Annotated in this window: 19 protein-coding genes; 6 read left to right on the top strand and 13 right to left on the bottom strand. The window is 46.9% G+C overall.

The window, feature by feature from the left end; all coding sequences use genetic code 11:
- Positions 1 to 301: 301 nt before the first annotated feature.
- Genes ACMQ5W_RS06625 through ACMQ5W_RS06605 form a run of 5 tightly spaced genes read left to right on the top strand, consistent with a single transcriptional unit; the run spans position 302 to position 3,694 of the window.
- Positions 302 to 1,171, top strand: coding sequence for a hypothetical protein (locus tag ACMQ5W_RS06625; RefSeq protein ID WP_002578944.1), 870 nt, complete (start codon positions 302 to 304; stop codon positions 1,169 to 1,171).
- A gap of 19 nt (positions 1,172 to 1,190) precedes the next feature.
- Complete coding sequence (locus tag ACMQ5W_RS06620) at positions 1,191 to 2,231, top strand: hypothetical protein (RefSeq protein ID WP_002304399.1); 1,041 nt, start codon at positions 1,191 to 1,193, stop codon at positions 2,229 to 2,231.
- A gap of 9 nt (positions 2,232 to 2,240) precedes the next feature.
- Positions 2,241 to 2,495, top strand: a complete 255-nt coding sequence (locus ACMQ5W_RS06615; protein ID WP_002588965.1) for a hypothetical protein — start codon at positions 2,241 to 2,243, stop codon at positions 2,493 to 2,495.
- 16 nt (positions 2,496 to 2,511) lie between these two features.
- A complete protein-coding gene (locus ACMQ5W_RS06610; protein WP_002304397.1) occupies positions 2,512 to 2,775 on the top strand; it encodes a DUF1292 domain-containing protein in 264 nt (87 codons plus the stop codon).
- A gap of 49 nt (positions 2,776 to 2,824) precedes the next feature.
- Positions 2,825 to 3,694: a zinc metalloprotease HtpX gene (locus ACMQ5W_RS06605; protein ID WP_002588966.1), complete on the top strand. Its 870-nt coding sequence runs from the start codon at positions 2,825 to 2,827 to the stop codon at positions 3,692 to 3,694.
- 278 nt (positions 3,695 to 3,972) lie between these two features.
- Here ACMQ5W_RS06605 and ACMQ5W_RS06600 read toward each other — a convergent pair whose 3' ends face one another.
- The 5 genes from ACMQ5W_RS06600 to ACMQ5W_RS06580 all read right to left on the bottom strand — a co-directional run bounded on the left by ACMQ5W_RS06600 (position 3,973) and on the right by ACMQ5W_RS06580 (position 13,724).
- Positions 3,973 to 5,385: a relaxase/mobilization nuclease domain-containing protein gene (locus ACMQ5W_RS06600; RefSeq protein WP_002578945.1), complete on the bottom strand. Its 1,413-nt coding sequence runs from the start codon at positions 5,383 to 5,385 to the stop codon at positions 3,973 to 3,975.
- Positions 5,386 to 5,447: 62 nt separating this feature from the next.
- Complete coding sequence (locus ACMQ5W_RS06595) at positions 5,448 to 5,732, bottom strand: hypothetical protein (protein ID WP_002578946.1); 285 nt, start codon at positions 5,730 to 5,732, stop codon at positions 5,448 to 5,450.
- Between the two features lie 116 nt (positions 5,733 to 5,848).
- The gene (locus ACMQ5W_RS06590; protein ID WP_002578947.1) at positions 5,849 to 6,181 is read right to left on the bottom strand and encodes a plasmid mobilization protein; all 333 of its coding nucleotides are present in this window, start codon (positions 6,179 to 6,181) and stop codon (positions 5,849 to 5,851) included.
- Positions 6,181 to 11,883, bottom strand: a complete 5,703-nt coding sequence (locus ACMQ5W_RS06585) for an LPD11 domain-containing protein (RefSeq protein WP_223385287.1) — start codon at positions 11,881 to 11,883, stop codon at positions 6,181 to 6,183. The genes ACMQ5W_RS06590 and ACMQ5W_RS06585 overlap by 1 nt, the downstream gene beginning before the upstream one ends.
- Positions 11,884 to 13,385: 1,502 nt before the next feature.
- Positions 13,386 to 13,724: a TnpV protein gene (locus ACMQ5W_RS06580; RefSeq protein ID WP_118199520.1), complete on the bottom strand. Its 339-nt coding sequence runs from the start codon at positions 13,722 to 13,724 to the stop codon at positions 13,386 to 13,388.
- Positions 13,725 to 13,887: 163 nt separating this feature from the next.
- On the opposite strand from ACMQ5W_RS06580, the gene ACMQ5W_RS06575 reads away from it, so the two are divergent.
- Positions 13,888 to 14,481 carry a hypothetical protein gene (locus tag ACMQ5W_RS06575; protein WP_021386789.1) on the top strand — a complete coding sequence of 198 codons (594 nt, stop codon included), beginning with the start codon at positions 13,888 to 13,890 and terminating at the stop codon, positions 14,479 to 14,481.
- A gap of 48 nt (positions 14,482 to 14,529) precedes the next feature.
- Here the strand turns inward: ACMQ5W_RS06575 and ACMQ5W_RS06570 are convergent, their stop codons facing one another.
- From ACMQ5W_RS06570 to ACMQ5W_RS06535, 8 genes are all read right to left on the bottom strand, one after another.
- Positions 14,530 to 14,736 (bottom strand): transposon-transfer assisting family protein, encoded by a 207-nt coding sequence (locus tag ACMQ5W_RS06570; RefSeq protein ID WP_002578948.1) that lies wholly within the window; start codon positions 14,734 to 14,736, stop codon positions 14,530 to 14,532.
- Entirely contained in the window at positions 14,733 to 15,329 is a 597-nt protein-coding gene (locus ACMQ5W_RS06565) for a YodL domain-containing protein (protein ID WP_002304389.1), read from the bottom strand. The genes ACMQ5W_RS06570 and ACMQ5W_RS06565 overlap by 4 nt, the downstream gene beginning before the upstream one ends.
- 13 nt (positions 15,330 to 15,342) lie before the next feature.
- On the bottom strand, positions 15,343 to 16,188 hold the full coding sequence (locus ACMQ5W_RS06560; RefSeq protein ID WP_002304387.1) for an LPD16 domain-containing protein: 846 nt from the start codon (positions 16,186 to 16,188) through the stop codon (positions 15,343 to 15,345).
- Positions 16,185 to 18,260: a DNA topoisomerase 3 gene (locus ACMQ5W_RS06555; protein WP_002578949.1), complete on the bottom strand. Its 2,076-nt coding sequence runs from the start codon at positions 18,258 to 18,260 to the stop codon at positions 16,185 to 16,187. The genes ACMQ5W_RS06560 and ACMQ5W_RS06555 overlap by 4 nt, the downstream gene beginning before the upstream one ends.
- Before the next feature lie 177 nt (positions 18,261 to 18,437).
- Complete coding sequence (locus ACMQ5W_RS06550) at positions 18,438 to 19,670, bottom strand: ATP-binding protein (protein ID WP_002304383.1); 1,233 nt, start codon at positions 19,668 to 19,670, stop codon at positions 18,438 to 18,440.
- A gap of 151 nt (positions 19,671 to 19,821) precedes the next feature.
- The gene (locus ACMQ5W_RS06545) at positions 19,822 to 20,505 is read right to left on the bottom strand and encodes a DUF4366 domain-containing protein (protein WP_002578950.1); all 684 of its coding nucleotides are present in this window, start codon (positions 20,503 to 20,505) and stop codon (positions 19,822 to 19,824) included.
- Positions 20,495 to 20,752, bottom strand: a complete 258-nt coding sequence (locus tag ACMQ5W_RS06540; RefSeq protein ID WP_002304378.1) for a DUF4315 family protein — start codon at positions 20,750 to 20,752, stop codon at positions 20,495 to 20,497. Before ACMQ5W_RS06540 ends, ACMQ5W_RS06545 begins: the two co-directional genes overlap by 11 nt.
- A gap of 14 nt (positions 20,753 to 20,766) precedes the next feature.
- Positions 20,767 to 22,503 carry a C40 family peptidase gene (locus tag ACMQ5W_RS06535; protein ID WP_002304377.1) on the bottom strand — a complete coding sequence of 579 codons (1,737 nt, stop codon included), beginning with the start codon at positions 22,501 to 22,503 and terminating at the stop codon, positions 20,767 to 20,769.
- Between the last annotated feature and the right edge of the window lie 3 nt (positions 22,504 to 22,506).

Below are 22,506 nucleotides of genomic sequence, written 5' to 3'. Positions count from 1 at the left end.
TATAAACGAGCAAGCTCGCCCTTGTGTTTTCTTTGTGTCTATGTTGCGTTCTCGTCACAGCAAACGACACGAACACACTGGCGAAAATGAACCAACAAAACGAAAAAAGAAAGGAGCGTATACTTCACAGACGGTGTTAAGGATACTTACCAGATGAAACCGTACATTGCACCGACCGCTGCTGAGTTGGAACAATTTCTTTCCTCTCTAAATTAAATCTTGCCGAAGCAGTGATGTGTCAGACTTTCCTGACACATCGCCGCTTTGCACTTCACAAAATCCGCTGCCAGGAGGTGATGAAATGAGTATGGTAAATGCTGACTCCGTTCAGCTATTCGCAATGCTGAAAAAAATGCAGGATTCCATTTCCTCCATCGAAACTACCAAAAAATCTGTAAAGATGAAATATGAACAGTTAGGTGCTGGATGGCAAGATAAAAAATACAACGAGTTGGGCGTGGTTGTAAGAGACTGCAACAAGGCTCTCAATGACATATTGGTAATTATGCTTCAAGCAGAAAAATATGTGGCTTTACTCGCCAAGAGCCTTAGTGAATACGAAAGTGTTCAACTAGGATCTACAAATGGAATATCTGCAAGCACACCTCAGACCAGTAGTTTTGCTGTTACACCATCAAGTGCAGATACAACCACCTTTGAGTCAAATACCTTTGGTTCTAATCTTGCATTTGTTCAAGACAGACTATCAGCTGAACGATATTTTTCCCGTGGAAATCACTATGAAGAATATCGAGATTATTGGGAGAACGGGAACTATACCTTTTCTCGAAATGAAAATCCAGAACTCGTATACGTTAGAGCAAGGGATATTGAAGGAGTTTATCTCAGTGACCGAGAACTTGGGAACCCGGAAGGATTTTGGACACGGAATGGTCGAGAGGGATGGTCGAGAGAAAACATTCTAAGGCGAGCTTCGCACATCCAAGATGTTCGTCAAAATACTGAGTCAGGAATGTCTTTGGATGAGCTTTCACAAAACCCAGTGTTAGATGATACCATTCGTAGCTATTACAATAATCCTGTCCAGGTTGCGCAGGTAGGTTCTTATTATGTATTTCAGAGTGATGGGCGACATCGAACACTTGCAGCTCAATCGCTTGATACATATATCCCGGTTTTAGTAACAGGTAGCTACACTCGAAATGATTAACAAATGAGGAGGTGAGTGTTTGAGCAACGTAAATGCTGATGCAACTCAATTACTGACAATACTGAAAAATATGCGGACCTCCATTTCTTCTATCGAAACTACAAGAAGTTCTGTGAAGATGAAATATCAGCAATTGGGAATTGGATGGAATGACAAGAAGTACGATGAGCTGGGAACTATCGTAAAAGATTGCAACAAAGCCCTGAATGATATTTTACAGATTATGCTTCAGGCCGAAAAATACGTTGCTTCACTTGCCAAAAGTGTACAAGAATATGATAATGTTAATTTGGACACTCCTTCTGCACGAAATTCTTTCCTCCAGGGTCTGCAAACACCTAATGTTGGTAATTCGTCTTATCAGTATTGCCTTGGCGTGCTAACCCAAGGTAGCACACCAGACGGATATATCGCTGTTATATCACAACGCCATGAAAATGCAGAGCAGAATGTCAGAGAAGTGTTTGACCATTTCGCTGGTAAACTGATGATACAAGATTCTGAATATCCACCGGATCAGACAGCACATTACTCACCGGGAAATTATATAGGGCATTCACGAGGAGTCTACTACAATGCAGCTTCTGATATGACAAATCCAAGAGGTGCAGGAACAACTTATTTCCACGAGCTTGCTCACATGATCGACCATGCTTCGTGCAACTATCGGAGCAATCTATCCAATACTCCAGAATTTGCTGAGGCACTGGTTGAGGACGGACAAAGAATCCTGAGCTTATATAACAATCTTCCAGTGGAAAAGCAAACTGCTTTTCTGACCCGTATTAGGCAGGATTCAGCTCACTCCTTCTCGGACTTAATTGATGCGACAACAAATGGTCAATTGCACGGAAATTATGGTCACTCAAGGAACTATTGGACGAGACCGGGCAATCTACAAGCAGAAGCCTTTGCCCACTTTTTTGAAGCGTCTATGGGAGACCAAGGCAAATTAGAGCTATTAGCAAATTTCTTTCCTACAGCGTTTGGTATTTTTTCTTCAATGATTGATTCTATTAGACCAGATAATCATGTTAGGGTCTTGAGCAGAGAAAGGTAGGTGCATACAATGGACAAAAACAAGAGCGTTGCAGATTTTATGAATAGCTTCCTTAATACACCTGAACCGAAAATTGATAATGAGTATTATGAAATCGAAGAACAGTATTTTCGGCAATTCGGTCATGGTGTCCCAAGGGAAATGTTGCCTGATAGCATTTCAACGGAACAAATTAAACAAGCCATGAAAAAATGCATTCTTTCCAAAAAGGATAATCTCTTTGAACTATTAGGCATCATTATCAACGATAATTATTTATATTAAGAAAAGGAACGACGACATGGATGAAGACAACATTATAACTTTGAATGATGAGAATGGGAACGAAGTTGAATTTGAATTTCTTGACTTAATACCGTATCGCCAGAACGAATATGTTGTCCTGCTTCCTATTGGAGATTCGGATGGGCAAGTTGTTATTTTGCAGCTGAAAGAAATTGACGATGAAACAGAAGAATATGTTGGTGTTGAAAACGAATTTGTGTTAGAGACTGTCTTTGCTCTGTTCAAAGAGCGAAACAAAGATTTCTTTACATTTGAGTAATTAAACAATGCAAGCTCAAACCAACAACACGATAAAAGGGGGGTGCATTATGGATATTTGGCATCGTGTAGGCAGAATTGTTCGCTTCTCAAACTTAGGAACTCTTCTGTTCTTTACTCTTAATATTCTGCTGATTGTTGCTGTGTTCGGTTCGTCAGGAAGCATTGTTGAACTGATTTGTATTTACTTTTTCACAGTAGCTATCAGCTTATCCCCATTAGGCGAAATGTGCCTGGCTGCCTTCGCAGGAGCAAGCGATATAAAAAGAGTAGATATAAAACTTCGAGTTGTCCCGCTGGTTCAATATGTTTTAGATAAAGCAAAAGAGAACACATCATACTGTCCTAAAAAAGTGAAAGTGAAGATTATCCATGATCCTGCTCCAAATGCATTTGCTCTAGGTAGGCAAACACTATGCATAACTGACGGATTGCTTTTACTCTCCGATGATATGATACTTGGAATTCTCGCCCATGAGATCGGACATCTCTCATACGGACATACTGTTATCCAATTATTGATTGGCGGGGGCAATATATTTATATCCGGGTGCCTCCTGTTAATCAAAATATCCTACTGGATTTTTTCTGCAATCATGGGGCTGTTCGCAATATGCTCTCGTAGTGGTGTAATGGGTATAATTACCGCAGTTTTCGCAGGAATATCAACAGCACTTTCTTGGTTATGGGTAAAGTTCTGTATGCTTTTTCTGATGTGGTCTATGAGACAAAATGAGTATCTGGCTGATGAATTTGCTTATAAAATTGGTTTTGGTCTTGAATTAGCGACGGTATTAGACCAACATATCTCAGATGTTCCGCATGATGGTTTTCTCAGTGCAATATACTCAACTCATCCATGCAACGATGATAGGGTTGCAGCATTGCAAAATTTAGGTGTACCCTATTCTCGATACTAAATTCATAATCTCACAAATTGGCAAGCAGTGTAAACCTGTACAGGTTCACTCATTTTCTCGATTTTCCCTTCGGTGCAATCTTCGCAAATTTGCTTGTTGGGGAAGCATCCCCAATCCCCTTTGAACATCATCTGCCGATGATGGCTACACGATTTTCAATCGTTTCTCAAAGAACAGTAGAATAAAAATTTGCCCATGGTTGAAAGCACCGAAATCGAAAAGCAAAAAAGCAGCCACGATCCGCACCCTTTGGGGAGTGCAGACCGTGGCTTTTTGCTTTAACGGAAGTTCTTCTTTTCCTCTTTCTCTTTCTCTTTTTCCTGCTCTTTCTGCCTGTCGATATTCAAAATCGTTTCAACCGTCCGTTTGGCAATCAGCAGTTCTTCTTTCTCTTTTCTGATCTGACGGTACTCAGCGTAGTCCTGCTTTTTCTGGACTGCCAGCTGATGAAACTCCTCATACAATGATTGCATGGACGGGAGCTTTGTAATCTGCAATTCATCAAAGGCTTGCTTCGCCGCTTTATGAATTGTGATTTCCTGACGGTGTTCTTCAAAGAATTTTTTGCTATATCCAGACTTGCGGTACTCGATATAAATTTGCCTTGTGTTGCGATAATTTTTGATGTGCTGCTGCAACGCCTGAACCTCAACCATACGTTTCTCTGCGACCTTGATAGAATCAGAAAGCGCATCGAACCGGGCAGACAGATTTTCAATATGAGCAGTCAGATCGTCGTAGTTGCCCAAGCCTTTTTCTTTCAGTAGGATTACCGTTCGGGCAGCTTCTTTTCGGTTGAACTTCTTCGCCCACTTTTCATAACCGACCGTCTTGCCCTCGGCCATCTTTGCCTGAATATCAATCAGCATCTGGAACTGCTTCGGGGCAGGAGCCTTGGCAGAGCCGCCTTTTGATTTGTGCAGGTTCTTGCCGGAGATAACCGCTTGAATTTCCTCTTTGCTATATCCTTCGCCCAGGGAACGCAGCCGAATGAAACGCTTCTGATTCTCGCCCTTGAACGCAGGCTGCTTTCCATCCTTGAACTCAAATCCCATGTCAGCCAGAGCCTGAACAAAGCCATCAAAGCTCTTTGGTTTCTGCTTCAGCACCGCATCAATCGCATCACATAATTCGTCACGCTGGGTACGCTTCTTGGGATAAACAGTTCTTTTCTGGCGCTCCCGATACGGCTTCGGTGTAATAATGGACAGCCCGTGTTCCAGGCAAACCATATCACTGAGTCTTTGCACCGCCAGACCGGAAAGAAAGAAGTTTTTGAATTTCCGTGTGGCATCCAGCGAGGTCGAATTATAAATGATATGATTGTGAATGTGGGATTTGTCGATGTGGGTCGCAACGATGAAAGCGTGTTTTCCCTTTGTCCATCGCATCGCTGTTTCATAGCCGACTTGGTTCGCTTCTTCCGGGGTGATTTCTCCCGGCTTAAAGGACTGGCGTATCTGGTATGCGATGATATTGTTCTTCTGCTGTCTGCCGGTAATATGCTGATACTGCCGTTTGGAAAGCAGAAATTCCTCATCTGCTGTCTTTGGATCACACTCATAGGAACTGATAAATTCGCCATCATTGGTTTTTGCGGCATTTTGTGAGTAGTCGGTTCTGTCTGCCAAACATTGAGCGACCGTCTTTCCCTTATTCACATGGAGTGCAATCAATCTTGTCGCTGCCATTCCCATCACTTCCTTCCCAAAAAGAAAAAGCCACCGGTCGGTGACTTTTCTCTGATATTATCTTATGACCTGATAAATGCTCCCAGACTTTCTCCAATATTCTCGACTTTCATAACAGCCCAGACGAGCAAGAACACCGCTGCTATTGTCGCAATTCCAAGAACCACAAGAATAAGCAGGGACTGCCACAAAGCCTTTACAATGCAGTAAATCGCAGATCCGCCAATGACCAAGAGCAATAAACCAATTACATAGGACACAACATTTGTAAGCAGATTTCCAAGAATGCAAATCACTTTTACAACGAACAGCACCGGCAGTGCCAATATCTTCAATACCAGCTTCATAGGCTCAACCCCTTTCTTTTAATTATATTGTACAAGGGTATCTGCCATAACGCAATGATGTCAACCCTTATGTAAAAGCCGCAGCCGAAACTGCGACTTCCCAACAAGTTGTCGGATTACTGGATTGAGGACAGGCGAACAAGAACTTCTCTCATGTCCGTCCAGATCTCCTCCAGCCGTTTTTGCAAATCCTCAATGTCAGCACGATAGATGCTGCCTGTTTCGTTCGCTCGCTTTGCGTACTGGTTCAGGTTGTTGGAGCAGATTCGCAGGAGCGAAACCAGGGCTTTCACATCCTGCAAATCCAGTCTGATACAGTAACCATCCAGAGCCATTTTCCGCAGATAGGCTCCCATGCTGCGGATGCCAAGCTCGTCCATCTTCTCATGGATTCGCTCGACCTCCTCCTTGGATGCAAGGAAATGAACATCCTGATCTCGCTTTGCCATTACAACACCTCCTCACGGGTTTCAGAGTATTTTGCAGGCGGGATATGCTCCGCTTTGGATTTCAGATCAGCCAACACAGAAGGACGCTCTGACTCGCTTCTTTCGTCACGATTTTCCACAGAGTCCTCCATATTCAGGGCTGCATCCAGTTCTGCCAGTCGCTGACTTTTGGCTGTCAGCTCTGCTTCCTGCGGGAACGGTTTTCCAACCTCCGCCTTGGCTGCTTCCTGCTGATTGTAGAGATTATTCAACTGCTCATTGGCTCGTTCTAAGCGCTCAAGGATGCCTGCAAGGGCATTGTCCAGTCGGGTGATATTTCCTCGTGCGTCCGTTCCAAGGGCTACTCTGTGGCTCACAGCGCCCTTCAGGGTCACATCGAACTCGTTCCGGAAACTGTCAAACGAAAGCTCCATCTGAAAGCCACGGTAACTGCCAAGAGGAACCGGATCGGCACTTTTCGTGTCCTTACAAGCCGCAAGGAGGATTTCACCGGCATCTGCCTTTTCGGTGTAGGCTTTGCCCATGATTTCCATGCCGCAAAAGCCATCGGCAATCTGCGGGTGTGCTTCCACGGTTTTAATATCAGCTTCAAAGCCATGAATATAGCCTGTCTGCTTTTCAATCTCAGCCGGGAAGTATTTCAGAAGCTTATCTTCCATACGGTACTGCTGGCTCTGGTGGTCAGCTTTCAGCACCTTCAGCCTTGCCACATCAATGTCCAAGTCCATCTTTTCCTTGATAAGCGGATTGCCGGCACACAGCGCCTTGATCTCCGCATAGGACAGCGCCTGCTCATCCACATCGTCACAGGAGCGAACCGGTGATTTGGAGGTCATAATCTGAGAAATAAACTTCTGCTTGTTTTCCAAGGTCTGATACAGGTAGGCATCGAAGGTTCCCTCGGTCACATACTGATACACCTGAACCTCTTTGTTCCGGTTGCCCTGACGGATGATACGACCGTTTCTCTGGGTCATATCAGACGGACGCCAACCCACATCCAAGTGGTGAACTGCCACCAATTTGTCCTGGACGTTGGTTCCTGCACCCATCTTTTGCGTACTGCCAAGAAGCACTCGCACCTGCCCGGTACGAACCTTGGCAAAGAGGTCTTTTTTCTTTGCCTCGGTATCTGCATCATGGATAAAGGCAACTTCTTCCGCAGGCACACCGTTTGCAATCAGCTTGGTTTTGACATCATCATAGACATTGAAGGTTCCATCATTTTTCGGTGTGCTAAGGTCGCAGAACACCAACTGGGTCAATTTGTCAGCCTGACCGTCCTGCCAGATACGCAGGATATTTCCCACGCAGGCATTGAGCTTGCTGTCAGGGTCATCGGGTAACAGGGTGTTCATTAGCCGCTGATCCAGTCCCAATTTTCGTCCGTCGCTGGTAATCTTGAGCATATTATCGACGGACGGGTCTACAATACCGGCATGAACATCTGCTGCTCTCTCTGAAAGGGAAGCCACCATATCCTTCTGGTACTCAGAGGGCTGAACCACAACCGTTTCAAACTTTGCTTCGGGAACAGGGAGATGCAACTGGTCAGAGGTCTTGATGTCGGCAACCTCCTTGAACATATTCATCAGTTCAGGCAGGTTGAAGAACTTCGCAAATCGGGTTCTGGCACGATAGCCGGTTCCCTCCGGTGCAAGCTCAATCGCAGTTGTTGTTTCTCCGAAGGTCGATGCCCAGGAATCAAAATGGGTCAGGTTCTTTTGCTGGAGCGTACTGTACTGGAGATAGCGCATGACCGTATAAAGCTCGGTCATCGAGTTACTTACTGGAGTACCGGTTGCAAAGATCACACCACGCCCGCCGGTCAGCTCATCCATATAGCGGCACTTCATAAACATATCCGAAGATTTCTGGGCTTCGGAGGTGGACAGACCTGCCACATTTCGCATTTTTGTGTAGAGGAACAAATTCTTGAACGCATGGCTTTCGTCCACAAACAGCCGGTCTACACCCAACTGCTCAAAGGTAATGACATCATCTTTCTTGTCAGCGGCAAGGAGCTTGTCCAGTCTGGCTTCCAATGATTTTCGTGTTTTCTCCATCTGCTTGATCGTGAAGTTTTCGCCACGCTGCCATTTCAGCTCCGCAATCGCACCCTCGATCTCATCAATCTGCTCCCGCAGCTGCCGTTCCTGTCGTTCGGCAGAAAGCGGGATTTTTTCAAACTGGCTGTGACCGATGATGACTGCATCATAGTCACCCGTTGCGATACGAGCGCAGAACTTCTTACGGTTTGCTGTTTCAAAATCCTTCTTGGTGGCAACAAGGAGCTTGGCACTCGGATAGAGGTGCAGGAACTCGTTTGCCCACTGTAAGGTCAAGTGATTCGGCACAACGAACAGGGATTTCTGGCTCAATCCAAGCCGTTTACTCTCCATAGCCGATGCAGCCATCTCGAAGGTCTTGCCCGCACCAACTTCGTGTGCAAGCAGCGTATTTCCACCATATAGCACATGAGCGATAGCATTTCTCTGGTGTTCACGGAGGGTAATATCCGGGTTCATGCCGCCGAAACGGATATGAGAGCCATCATACTCACGAGGTCTGGTGGAGTTAAAAAGTTCGTTGTACTTGGTGGAAAGGGTTTCTCGTCTGTGCGGATCTCTCCAAATCCAATCTCGGAACGCATCCTTGATTGCCTGCTGTTTCTGCTGTGCCAGGGTAGTTTCTTTTTTATTGAGGACACGCTTCTGCTTACCATCTGCATCTTCAATCGTATCATAGATACGAATATCCTTCAGATTCAGCGTTTCCTCCAGAATCCGATATGCGTTGGCTCGCTCTGTACCGTAGGTGACATACGCCGCCACATCGTTGTAGTTGGGAGAACTCTTACCGTTGATGCGCCACTCTGCGGTCAGCTCGGAGAACTTGACCTCAATGGAACGGCGCAAGTAATACGGCGTTTCAAAGGTTTCCTCCATGAACTGCTGAATATAATCGGCATCAATCCATGTTGCACCCAAACGCACATCAATCTCGGACGCATCCAAGTCCTTCGGCTGTGCTTTCTGCAAGGCTTCCACATTGATGTGGAAGGAAGAATCCCTGTCTGCCGCCATCTGTGCGACACGCAGCTTGCTTCTTACATCACCGGAAAGGTAATCATCGGCAGTCTGCCATCCAACTTCCACAGCATCGGGAGCCATCGGGTCTTTGAAGATCACCCCTCGAAGCTCTGCCTGAATCGCATCGTATTCTCCAGGTGTTCCAAGCAGCTGTGCCATAAACGGCAAATCCACCTTGCCACGCTCACCGATAGAGATTGCCAGAGCTTCGGACGGCGTATCCACGCTCGTCACTCTGCGTTCCGGCTTGATGGTTCGCTTGGTGAACATATCCGCCTTGCTTTTCAGATTGCCGTCCTCATCCACATTTTCCAGAGAACACAGGAGATAGTAGGAGGAATCGTCAGCAAATGCCTGACCATTGGCTCGATTATTGATAAGCCCGTTCTTTGCGGCAAACGCATCGTAGGCATCATTCAGTTCTGCCTGTTTCTGAGTAATCATTTCATCCGGGTAATCCTCAAGCTGATATTCGATCAGCTCGTTGACGATACCACGAAGTTCCACCATGCCCATCACACGGTCTTTTGCTTTCTCATTCAGGTCTACACGGCGCATCAGGGAGTTTTCACGGAAGTACACATTGCCATCCACCACGGTATAAGAGAAATTCTTTACATCCGGGGTTGCAGGAATGGTTTCGATTTCCTTACCCTTGTCAGCTTCGGGAAGCTCCACAGCCTGATAGGTTCCTTGGATGTGGGAAACTGCTTCTTTCAGAAGTTCGGACAGTTCCATGCCCTCAATGGGACGCACTGTAATGTCCATGCCGTAGGCGGTACTTTCTTCCACCGTATCGCCCAGAACCATTTCAGGATGAGCGACAAAGTAGCTGTTCATGGTGTGTCCTTCTTCGGTGCGGTCAAGGTTTACCCATTCCGGTACAATGTCAATCGGATGGTCACGCTTTTGCAGGAACAGGATGTCGGACACGACTTCCGTGCCTGCGTTTTTCTTAAAGGCATCGTTTGGCAGACGGATTGCACCAAGCAGTTCCGCCCTCTGCGCCATATATCGCCTTGCGTCAGAGTTCTTGGAATCCATGGTGTAACGGCTTGTCACAAAAGCGACCACACCACCGGGACGAACCTGATCCAAAGCCTTGGCAAAGAAATAGTTGTGAATGGAGAATCCCAGCTTGTCATACGGCTTGTCGGACACTTTGTAGTTGCCGAAAGGGACATTACCCACAGCCAGATCGTAAAAGTCTCGGCGGTCTGTCGTTTCAAAACCGGCTACTTTGATTTCTGCGTTGGGATAGAGCTTCTGAGCAATTCTGCCGGTGATGGAATCCAGTTCCACACCATACAAACGGCTGCTCTGCATTTCAGGAGGGAGCATACCAAAGAAGTTGCCGATACCCATAGCAGGCTCCAGAATATTTCCTGTTTCAAAGCCCATCTGTCCGACCGCATCGTAGATGGAGCGAATGACCGTAGGGCTGGTGTAATGTGCGTTCAGGGTGGAAGCTCTTGCCGCAGCATATTCATCTTCGGAAAGCAGGTTTTTCAGTGTCTGATACTCCTTCGCCCAATTTCCCTTGTCCGGGTCAAAGGCATCTGCCAGACCGCCCCAACCGACATAATTCGACAAAATCTCCTGTTCTTCGGTAGTGGCGTTCCTGTTCTCGCTTTCCAGTTTGAACAGAGTTTCAATGGCTGCGATGTTTCTTGCGAATTTCTGCTTCGGTCCACCTTCACCGATGTTGTCATCCGTGATGTGGAAGTTCACCGCAGGAACAGGTGGGATTTCTCTGGTGGTGATGGACTGCTCAAGCTGAGCGATAATGTCCATGACTTCGGCATTCTGCCATCCGTCCACCTGGGCATAATCCTGAATGATGGTGTCCTTTCCATCTACGCACTGTACGAAGTCCAGACTACCCGGCAGATCTCTGGTATTCATTGCACCCAGGGCTTTTCTCTGCGTGTCAGGAAGTGCATAGTAGGCTCGCAGGGCATCATCAAAGGAACTGTATTCCTTGATGTCCAGCGCACCCCGCTTCTGAATGTCCTCGGCAACATAAAAATGATCGATGAAGTGTTCCGGTTCCTGCTGTTCGGGTTCCGCACTGGCTCTGACCTGTGCGTGTGCCTTTTCGTCAGGGTAGTCCCCATAGATACGGATGCACTTATGCTCCTGCTGATCGTAAACGGCAGCACCATCGTACTTGAATCCGTCATCCTCCATGGTTCCGTCCACATAGCCCTGGGCAGCTTTTTCCGCTTCTTCCAGAGTGTAGTAGTCCAGTTTATCATCGAAGCCGTTTTCAAAGTGATGGTAGGCGGCAACCAGATAGCGGGGAGCCATGCGCTCCTCGTAGCTGTTAATCATCTCAGGTGTCAGCCATTCTGGTTTGTCGGGAATCATTTCATACAGCTCACGCATCTTGGCAATCTGTGCATGGCGGTTGCCTGCCCACAGATGCTTTTCGCTGTGCTGTCCTGCACCAAGGAAGTATTCGCAGTCCATACGCAGACGGTCTAACAGCTGATACTCAGGGGTGTAGTCCCTCGGTTCGGTTTTGCCCAGAAAATCCTCTGTAACGGGCTTTTCTTCGGTTTGGGCATCAACCCTTACCGCATGGTTTCTTTCGTCCTGAGAGAGCATACGCTCGAAATTCTCACGATTCTCGGCACGGAAGATGGGATAAGCAAGCGTAGGGTCACGCAGCTGAACTTCTCTGTCCGTGATCTGCTCCACACGGAAAGCTGTATCGTCCAGATATACCGTGTCACCGACCTGATAATTCCATTTCGGTTCCTCGGAAGCAGATGCTTCCACAACTTCGGCAGGCTCTGCCACAGGCGCTTCTGGCTGAACCGACTCCATCGCAGCTACGGACTGACGAACTTCCTCCAAATAGTCATTGGCAAGCCATTCGTCCGTGAAGTATTCCGTAACGCCTTCCGGGTCTACATAGTAGTCATCGGTCTGATTATCCCAGATCGCATACTCGCCATCCTCGGTATCAATCACTGCGAAACGGTCATAAACATCTTCCAACGGATCAGTTTTAGCTTCTTCGATAGCCTGTCGTTCCGCTTCTTCCTCCGGGCTGAGGTAGCGTCCCTTTCGTATCAGACCGTCGATTCTCTGCACCACCTGCGCCCAGGACATCTGCAATTTATCGCAACCGCTCTTGGTGTAAGCAACACCCTTGGCATCGTGATCCTGACCGCTGTGCGTTGCACCAGAGCAGGCATGGGAATGACCACCGGTTCCGTATTCATGCTTCAGGAAGTCCATCTTTTCCTTGGCAGAATGATTCTCCTGCCAGTAGTTATAAATACGGGCTTTACCACCGGAAAAGCCGCTTCCACGGGTCAAGTCTGCATTGACTTCATCATCCGTAATGAACTGGCGGACAAGGGGCATCTGCATCATATCGGTCTGATACTCACGCAAAGGCATATTCAACTCATACAGCTGTTTCTGAATGAGATTCAGCTTGTGATAGTGAAAACGAAGCAGATCGGGATTTTCCGCAAGGGTTTTTCTAAATTCCGAATACTGCTGTACCAAGGTTGCGTGGAAACGAGGGTCATCCAACTTTTCAGCCAAGTCTGCGGTTTCGTCAGGGAAACCACGAAACGGTTCCTGATGAAGAATTGCCAGATAGTTGCTGGAACGGGCTTCTTCACTCAAATCGTGATAAAGATGCCACAGGGATTCTGCCAACTTCTGACGCTCATATCCGGATGCTTCTACCAGTTCCACATTAGTTGCGAACCGACCATTTTCAAGCAGTTCTCCAATGCGCTCGGCAACCGTTTCCCAAGAAACGATCTGCGCTCTGGGGCTGTCAATGGCAGAGGAACCTTTGGCAAGGTGGATACCGTCCTCGGCATACCACGCACAGATATTCCCGCTATCTTCTTTCAGACCATAGCCGCCGTGATAGACCTGCTTTAAGGTCTGAACGATTTCTTCCAACGGCTTCTGCTTCATATATTCCAGCGCTACGACTTTTCGGGCTTCATCGGTATTGCTACCAAGCAGAAGGAAGTGGTCGATTTCTTCCTGGGCAAAAGAAAAAGCAGAGGGCGTAAAGCTCTCTGCTCGGTCGATAAAACTGATTTGTTCATTTTCGGAGAGGAAAAGGTTCAGACTCAGCTGTTGATAAGCTCCGTCATCACGACTTCCTCCGCCTGTGCTTTCAGGCTGTTCATGTGCTGCACCCACGCCATCTGCTGCGTTTCCTTGTCCGGTGCGGGGCTGTCCTTCAGGTACTGCTCCATCAGAAACTCCACTCTGGCTTTCGCTGTTTCCTCGATCTCCCACAGGTGCGGGAACAGGCTCTCCGTCAGAATCATGTCGTTCAGGAGCATCGGATTGTTCTGTTCCAAAAATGCTCGACGCATCCTGCCGTACTTGCCCAGAGGTTTCTCTCCCTCGTTCTCCAACTGAAGGTTCGGAATCTGATAATCTCCGGCCTGTCTGTAAGTCATCTCGCTCATAATCTGTACTCCTTTCGGTAGCTTTAATCTGCTCATGTTCTCCAATCGCTTTTTCGATTTCCTGAAACATCCTTGTGCTGATGGCATTCACCGCAGTACCAAGGGCATTTACCGTCTGTCTGGTGTTAAAATCAAACACCTTCTGGAAATCCTCATGCTCGAAGTAGTTGTCGGGACTTTCCACGAACCGGCAATACATCGTATAGGATACGCTGTTTGCCACCGCATTTTTGAAAGCTACTTCGATGTTGAGTTCATCATACTCCTCAAGGAAGCTGTTGGCAACGATGTCGAGGAACTGCTTTTTGTAATCGTCCCAATACTCAGCCGCCAGTGCGGATGCAATATCTTCAAGCTGTGCTTCCAGTACCCCGTCAGCGGCAACACCGAAGGTACGCTCCATCGCTTCCATGACATAGGAGCGGTTTTCAGGCGTCACCTCCCACGGTTTCAGTTCCGGGGAAGAACGGCGAACGCCGGTATCCGCCACATCAAACACATAGCGCAGATACGGTTTATCCCTGTTCATCACAAACAGAGCAATGCCGGTAGAGCCACGCTTTACATATCTGCGGTAATTTTCAGCGTTCCAGTCCTCATAGGGCTTGCAAAAGGTCGCATTGGGGCGCTGAGCATAAATCATCACCTGTTCCGGATAGGTGAACTCATAGTTGCGGGACATCGTTCTCAAAAACGAAGTCCAGTTATCTGTGTTCGAGGTGATTTTCCCAATCGTTTCTTTTGCTAATCCGGAATAAAATCGCTCTTTTGCGTTCATTGTATCCCTCCAATCCTATCAATCCGGATAAAGGTTCAGCTTCTCAAAGGCGGCATCGTCCATGGCTGAAACTTTACGGAGAACCGAGTCTGCCAAAGCAAAAAGCTCTGACTCGTCCTCCGAAAGCTGTTCCTTCATCAGTGTCAGTGCTTCACACAGCCCTGACCTTGTGCCAGGGCTGTAAAGCATCATCATGTTCCGCTCATCCTGTGTGAAATCCATCATTCAATCTCCCTTTCCGGGTGGCTCTTGGGCGGCTTATGGGAAACATCCGGCACGGGCTTTTCCTTTAACTGCTCCAACACCGAAGGACGTTCCTCTAATCCGGACGCTTTTCCGTTATTGATGATACCGTCAATCATCCCATAATCATCTTCCATTGCCATCTCTGCGTTTTTCAGGTAGTTTTCGGACTTCATAAAGTTTTCCAGCTTCTGAAACCCAACAGAATCTACATAGTGAAAGGATACCTCACCGACTACCTTTAAGGCTACGATGTCGCTGACCGACATACTGTGACCACGGAAATCATCCGGGTGGTCAATATTGAACTTTACATACAAATCTTCCAGCTGCCGATTCACATCCTCGGACATAGAAATGGAGCCATGATAGACCACCTCGTAACGGTCAATCTCAGGCTCCATTTCTTTCTTCTGAAGGTAGCTGTAATTTGCAAACATGAGCGGGATATTATCGTCTACATCTTCCCGCAGCTGAAGAATCGCATAGGAATCCGTGGGGCTTTCCAGAAAAGCAACCATTCTGTCATCCGGGGTGGTATTTCCGTGAACATCATCCCATTTTTCGTTTTTCATATCCGTGTCCTCCTTATCGTTCAGGCTCTTTGCGTTTGGGAGAGGGACTGGCAGGCGCAGCTTTTTCTGCGGCCTGTGCCAGTTTTTCCATGACCGACTCACGCTTCGGAGAGTCGAGCTTATCCAGCTGACTTTTCAGCACTTTGGCAACCTCAACCGCAGTTTCCTCACGGGCTTCTTCAATGGCTGTATTCAGGAACTCACGATACGGAGCCGTATTACCAGCGGCAAGATCTGCCTTGATTTCTTGGATATGCGCCTGCACATCATCGACCTGATCCATATATTCATAGGGGTCGAAGTTCTCTGCAAAACGGTCGAGCTTAAAAGCAAGCTCAGCGATAGGGTCATTGACCACCACCGCCTGTCTGCCGACTTCAAAAGCCTGCTCCATGACATCCTCATAGAACATTGCCCGCAGTTCCCGGCGCTCCAGCCCGAAGGATTCCAGAATATCCCGGCGGACTTCGAGCATGGACAGTTCAGGGTTATCAACCTGACCGCCATCAATCTCGTTGTAGTTTTCATCCAACAGGGTGTAGTCGTAACCATCTTCGCAGGTCTGCACCGCAAGGATTCTATCCTTTCCGACCTTCCATGCGGCTTCATCGCCCATAATCTCAGGCTCCGGCATATAGCTTGCGCCGTTGCGCTCCATAATTTCTGCAAACTGGCAGATATGAAACACATTGTATCCGATCTGCGTATGATACTCGTCAATGAAGGTGCAGGGCTTCACAACCATTTCATCCGGGTAGTGAATCTGCACACAGCTGCCATCGGGGATATGAAACAAATCCTTATAATGGCTGTCGATAAATCGGATTTCCTTACCATCCGGGTTGTACTCATTTGTCATTTGCGCTTTCCTCCATTTTCAAATTCCATACTGAACTTCGTTTTGCCATCATCTGATACCTCCATAAAGACGGTGGCATCAAAGGTGTTGCCCGTTCTTTCGGACTTGCAATTCTTGAGCTTTACCTTGCCGGAACCAAGCAATTTCTGCGCCGTGGCAGAAGTCATGCTCTTGCCGATGCTCGCAAAGTAGCGATTGTTTTTCCAGAGGGCAAATTTGCAAGCTCTGTTGGAACAGAAAAATGCCTTGGCTTTGTCCTCTACAGCACTGCCGCAGAGCGGGCATTTGCCGATAGAATTGGCTTCTTTCGACATCATAACCTCGGAATCACGGATTACTTCATAGTTCTGAATCAGACCGGCAATCACATCTTTGATCTCGTCCATAAAGTCCTCGCTGGCATATTCGCCTTTCTCAATGAGCAACAATTTTTCTTCCCAATCCGCCGTCATGGATGGGGACTGAATCTGTTCCGGCATGACTGTTACCAGAGCCGTACCCTTGTGGGTCGGAATCAGGTGTTTGGTTTTCTTATCACCCTTACGCTCCAGAAAACCGATGCGAACCAGCTTCTCAATGATACCGGCACGGGTCGCAGGCGTTCCCAAACCTTTGCGCTCCACCTCATCAGGCATTTCGTCCGCACCGGCAGTTTCCATAGCAGAAAGCAGAGTATCCTCGGTAAAGTGTTTAGGGGGAGATGTTTTCCCTTCCTTGATTTCCGTGCCGCTGACGGTCATTTCGTCACCAACGGAAACAGAAGGGAGTGTCTGCACGTTTTCGTCGGATTTTGTCGAATCATTTTTCTGAACCAGAGCTTTCCATCCATCCTGCACAACAGTTTTGCCTTTGGTGGAAAACACGGTACCGCCACAGTCCAGCTCAATAACTGTCTCTGCGTATCGGTGCGGATCGCCAACAGCTACGCACAACCGATTCGAGATCAGTTGCAAAATTGCAAGTTCACCCTTGGGAAGTTCGCTCAGATTGCATTTCTGCAATTCTCTGGTCGGAATGATGGCATGGTGATCTGTGACCTTTTTGTTATTCACAACCTGCTCTGCATGAACTGGTATGTTATCCACATCCTCCACGGGGAATGTGTGGAAAGCCAGCTTTACGAGGTCGGTCAGGCTATGTGCCATATCTTCCGTCAGAAACCTGCTGTCGGTACGGGGATAAGTGACCAGTTTCTTTTCATAGAGGTTCTGCGTGTAGTCCAAGGTCTGCTGTGCCGTGTAGCCAAGCACACGGTTGGCTTCTCTCTGTAAACTGGTCAGGTCATAGAGCGCAGGCGGCTTTTCTGTTTTCTCCTTACATTCAGCTTTCTGAACGATTGCCACCGAACAGCTTTGTTTGACAGCTTCGGCTGCTGCCTTGGTTTTGAAGCGTTCGCTTGCAGCCGTAAAACCATCCAATCCAATCTGAACTGTGTAGAACAGTTCAGGCTTGAATGCGGAAATGGCAGCTTCTCGCATAACAGCCATAGCAAGGGTAGGGGTCATAACACGACCAACATTCAGGGTCTGCCCGTAAAGGGTCGAAAAAAGTCGAGTAGCGTTAATACCAACAATCCAGTCGGCTCGTTCTCGACACAGTGCTGCTTCATACAAAGCATCATATTCCGTTCCAGACCTGAGATTTTCAAAGCCCTCCTTGATTGCTACATCTTCCATCGAGGAAATCCAAAGCCGCTCAAACGGCTTTCTGCACCCGGCTTTGTGGTACACCAACCGAAAGATCAGCTCGCCCTCACGACCGGCATCTGTTGCACACACAAGACTCGCAACATCTTCTCTGGCCATGAGCTTTTTCAGAATCCCAAACTGTTTTTTCGTACCGGCAGAAACCTCATACTGCCAGTCCATCGGGAAGATAGGAAGGTCTGCATAAGCCCATTTGCTGTACTTCGCATCATAGACTTCCGGCTGTGCCAGCTCCACCAAATGCCCTACACACCAGCTGACCACATATCCGTTTCCCTCTAAGTAGCCATCCTCACGCTTGGCAGCACCTAACACTTTGGCAATACTCTGTGCAACCGAAGGCTTTTCAGCCAAAACTAATTTCATTTGCATCTGCTCCTTTCACAAAAAAATAAGCAGCCACACACCGTAGTGCATGACTGCTATGTAAAAAGTTCGGAAAGGATTTTTGCAACCTGATACAATTTTCTGTTCTACAATCTCCGTCATAATAAAAATATCTCCATCATTTCAAAAGAGAATGACGGAGATATTTCACCTTGCTTATTCTTGTAGCAACCAATCGGCTATATCGTGAATTTCGATTCCTTCATAGCTATATTGGGGATGTTTGGTTCTGGCAATAATCATTTTCGGATAAGCGTCTCGAATCTGAAGCAGAGGAGAGCATTCTCTCTCAAATGTTTCCTGCCCGGAAATGTTGTCGCTGACCTGAATATAAATCTTTTCGCTACCTCTCTGAGCAACAAAGTCGATTTCCTTTTGATAGAGCTTGCCGACATAGACATCATATCCACGGCGAAGAAGCTCGATACAAACAACGTTTTCATATACTCTGCCATAGTCTATATTTCTGCTTCCCAGTATTGCATATCGAATACCGCTGTCACACAAATAGAACTTTTCAGAGCTTTCAAGGTATTTCTTACCTCGGATGTCATATCTCTTAATATCATAAAATACAAAAGCATTGCACAAATACTTAATGTACTTGCCGACGGTTACATGATTGGTTGGAGTCTCATTTGCTGTCAGTAGCTGACTGACCTTATTCGGAGAAGTCAGGTTGCTGATATTATCCATAAGGAACTCGCTCAGACGTTGTAAAACCAAAGTGTCCGGGAGAGTATATTTCTGTACCAAATCCCTTGTAACAATCGTTTCGTAGACCTCTTTGATATAGTTTGTTCTGTCTTTTTCGGTTCTATAAGCATAGGAACCTGCTAAACCGCCCTTGATAGCGTACTCATCAAAGAGCTTATCTTTGTCACTAATATCATCATAATACTGGCAATATTCCTGGAAGCTGAAAGGAAACACATGAATTTCAATATAGCGTCCGGTAAACAGAGTTGCCAGATCTGCACTCAACAGGAAAGCATTAGAGCCTGTTACATAGATGTCGTATTTTCCCTTAGAGTACAGGCTATTGATTGCCAACTCAAACTTGGGACACATCTGAACCTCGTCTACAAACAGGTAGTTCGTTTTTCCTTCCTGATAATGTTCTTCCACATAGGCGTGTAAGGCATGGTATTCCTTGATTTCTTCATACGCCAAATCCATGAAGTCGATGAAGATAATATTGATGTTTTCAAAATTGCTTTTCAGATACGCAATATACGCCTGCATCAATTTGGACTTACCAGATCGACGAATGCCCGTGATGATCTTGATGTCAGGAGTACCATTCAGTTCAATGATTCTATCGAGATATTTTGCTCTCGTGATTGTTTTCATATAGTCACCCGCTTTCAAAAATTGAAGTTTTTTCATTTCTCGAAACCGCTTCGCTGTACTTATTATACTGTCTGCTAATAGTATATGCAAGATGTCACTTTCAAAAACGCAAATTTTTTTATTTTTTGAAAGCGGAAACTATGTAAAGGCAACCCGAAGGCTGCCCCAGGCATCAAGCCTATCCTGTTTACACAGGTTCATTATCATCTTCATCGACGGAGCTATCTTCATCGTCGTCCTCAAACTCCGGATCGTACCCATAGTCCTCGTCATCGTCCACATAATCAGCATCTGGGTCAGGCTTTGCCGCTTCCTGTGCCTTCTTCTTTTCCTGGACTTTCTTAAATACGAAGAATCCACCACCACAGGCAAGCACAATCAGAGTAAGAATCGCCGGGAGCATATTTGTGGATTTCGGCTTTTCCTCCGGTGTCGGTTCTGTAATTTCAGGAACTGTTTCAACTACTTCCGGCTTTGTTTCCTCAACCGGCTTGGTGAACTCTGCAACTTCTTCCTCGTCCATCAGCTTGAGCAGGTCGGCTTCATCCACCTGATTCAGAAAATGCACGGTTTCCTCGCCCTTATCATCACGGTCAATGATGATATAGAAGTAGTTTCCGTTTTTGGTTACAGCGGTAATGAACTGCTTTCCGCTTTTCGTAGGCGAGCCAGCGTCATCAACCAAAGTCAGATTGCCGTCGGGAGTAAGCGGTAGCATCGGCTCCTCCGGCTCTGTTTCGGGAACTTTTTCTTCGACCGCAGGTTCTTCAGTCGCTACGCTTTCATCTACATAGGCAAATGCCGTTGTAGAAAACACGCCAAAACACATTGCACACGCCAGCAATGCGGCTCCAATTTTCTTAAATCTCATTCTGCGTTTCCTCCTCATTCATAGTATTGATCGTATCAGGCTTCGGAGCCATATCCGCAGCAAACATACGGAGCAGCTCGGAAAGCTGTTCGGGATTCAGGTTCGCAGCATGAACCATCTCATGGATTTCGGAATTTTCCTCCTCACGGTATCTGCGTTCCAGGTCTTTCACCTTAGCATCCCATTCTGCCCGTTTCTTACGGGCTTTTTCAAGGTCTGCACCTATTCTGTCTAACTTGGCACTCAATCGCCATCCCTCCTTTAGTTTCTGATTCTGCCGAAGCAGTAAAAATGCTGTTGCCAGTAATTCGATTCGATAGAAGCGTAGGAAATGGGGTTTCCGCAGTGGATCATCATACCATTGCCAACATAGATACCAACGTGTGATGCACCGGAGGTATCATAAGTGCCTTGGAAGAAAATCAAATCTCCCGGTTTGGCAGAGCTTTTCGGGATAATGTCGCATACGCCCATCAAACCGTTTGCGGTCAAACGACCAACACTCCAACCGTTTCCGCAGTGATTGATTACATAGGAAACAAATCCGGAGCAGTCAAAGGAGGTAGACGGGCTGCTGCCGCCCCACACATACGGGTATCCCAGATATTTTTCAGCTTCCCGAATCATATTGGCAAATCTTGTGTCTGTCAGCGCTTCGCCCGGAATATCATAATCGGTGTACTCGCCGCCAGGGGTGGCGTAAATGTCATTTCCGAAAATATCCGGTCTGTTGCCCCTTGTCTGAAGCAAAATTCTATATCGCTCCATATCATCTTCCGACAAGCCGGAATTTGAAATCACACTGTTCAAGCCCTTATTTCTGAGCTTCACATTCAGAATATAATATTCGTAATCTTCTTCCTCTGTTGTTGTCTCTCCCGTTTCGGGATCAGTAGAAGATGTTGTTCGTGTACGAATCTCTACTACTTCCGTCAGGGTCAGCTCATATTGTTGCTCAAATAGCCATTGCAGGGTAGCCTGCACCTCATCTCTGGTGTAATCCTCAAACTTCACCGTCAAATACGCCGCCAGCTCATAAGGATTGTGGTTGATTTCATCAAGGTCATACCGGTACTCGTCATATCCGCTATGAGTACGCTCGATATTATTGATTTTATTGCGGAGCGCAGCTTCCAAAGCCTTGTAATCATTGTCCGCACCAATAATATCTTCCTCTTTTGCAGTAAAAGAAGTTCCCAGAATGATCTGTGTGCCGCCTTGGAACATAGCCGAACAAGACGAGAACATCCCTGAGAGTATCATAAAAAGCAGTCCGGCAATCAAAACAAACAGAATCGTTTTAGAGTGTGTGGTGCAGAACTCCGTTACTCTTTCTGTGATGTTCTTGGCTCCCTGAGCTGCTTTGCCCGTTGCCTTGCCTGCACCCTTAGATGCAGAAGCCGTTGTCGAAGCGGTATTCTTACCGGCTTTGGCGGCAGCATATTCTTTCTTGATTGCCCTTTTCTGTTGCCAACGGGAAAAGGGATTGGAACCGGCATCGGGGTTGTCCTTTTTGAACTTCTCATACAGGGCATTTACATTTGCTTTATCTGACTTCTCAACCAGCTTTTCCGCCTTGTCGTAGGCTTTCAGCTTGTGACTGTAAACGGCATGATCGACGGTATAGACAGTGGATTCAACAGCCTTGGTCGTTTCCTGCACAGCCTGAACGCCGATATTATCATCCTCATATTCTGACACCGCCCGATGTGCTTTGGATGTGAGCGTGACTGCGGCACCACGGCTTGCCATGTGCTTTGCCACAGATGGGCGCTCGATTTCCGTAAACTCCGCTTTTTCAAAACGGAGCTTTGCTTTACGGGAACCGGCTGCATCTGTTTCCAGCTTTAGCTTCGGCTTTGCCTTTTTAGAAGCCAATTTGTCTGCCGCTTTTTCAGCCCTATCAACCGCCTTATCTGCACGGTCGGCAGCTTTCTTCACATGAGAATCTGCAAGGTCATCTTCGGTAAAACGGAGTCGTGTAGGTCTTTTCGCCATACA

Source organism: Emergencia sp. (assembly GCF_048465375.1).
Taxonomy (GTDB): domain Bacteria; phylum Bacillota; class Clostridia; order Peptostreptococcales; family Anaerovoracaceae; genus Senimuribacter.
Note: the sequence above shows the minus strand (reverse complement) of the source record. Positions and strands in the feature narration are given on the sequence as shown.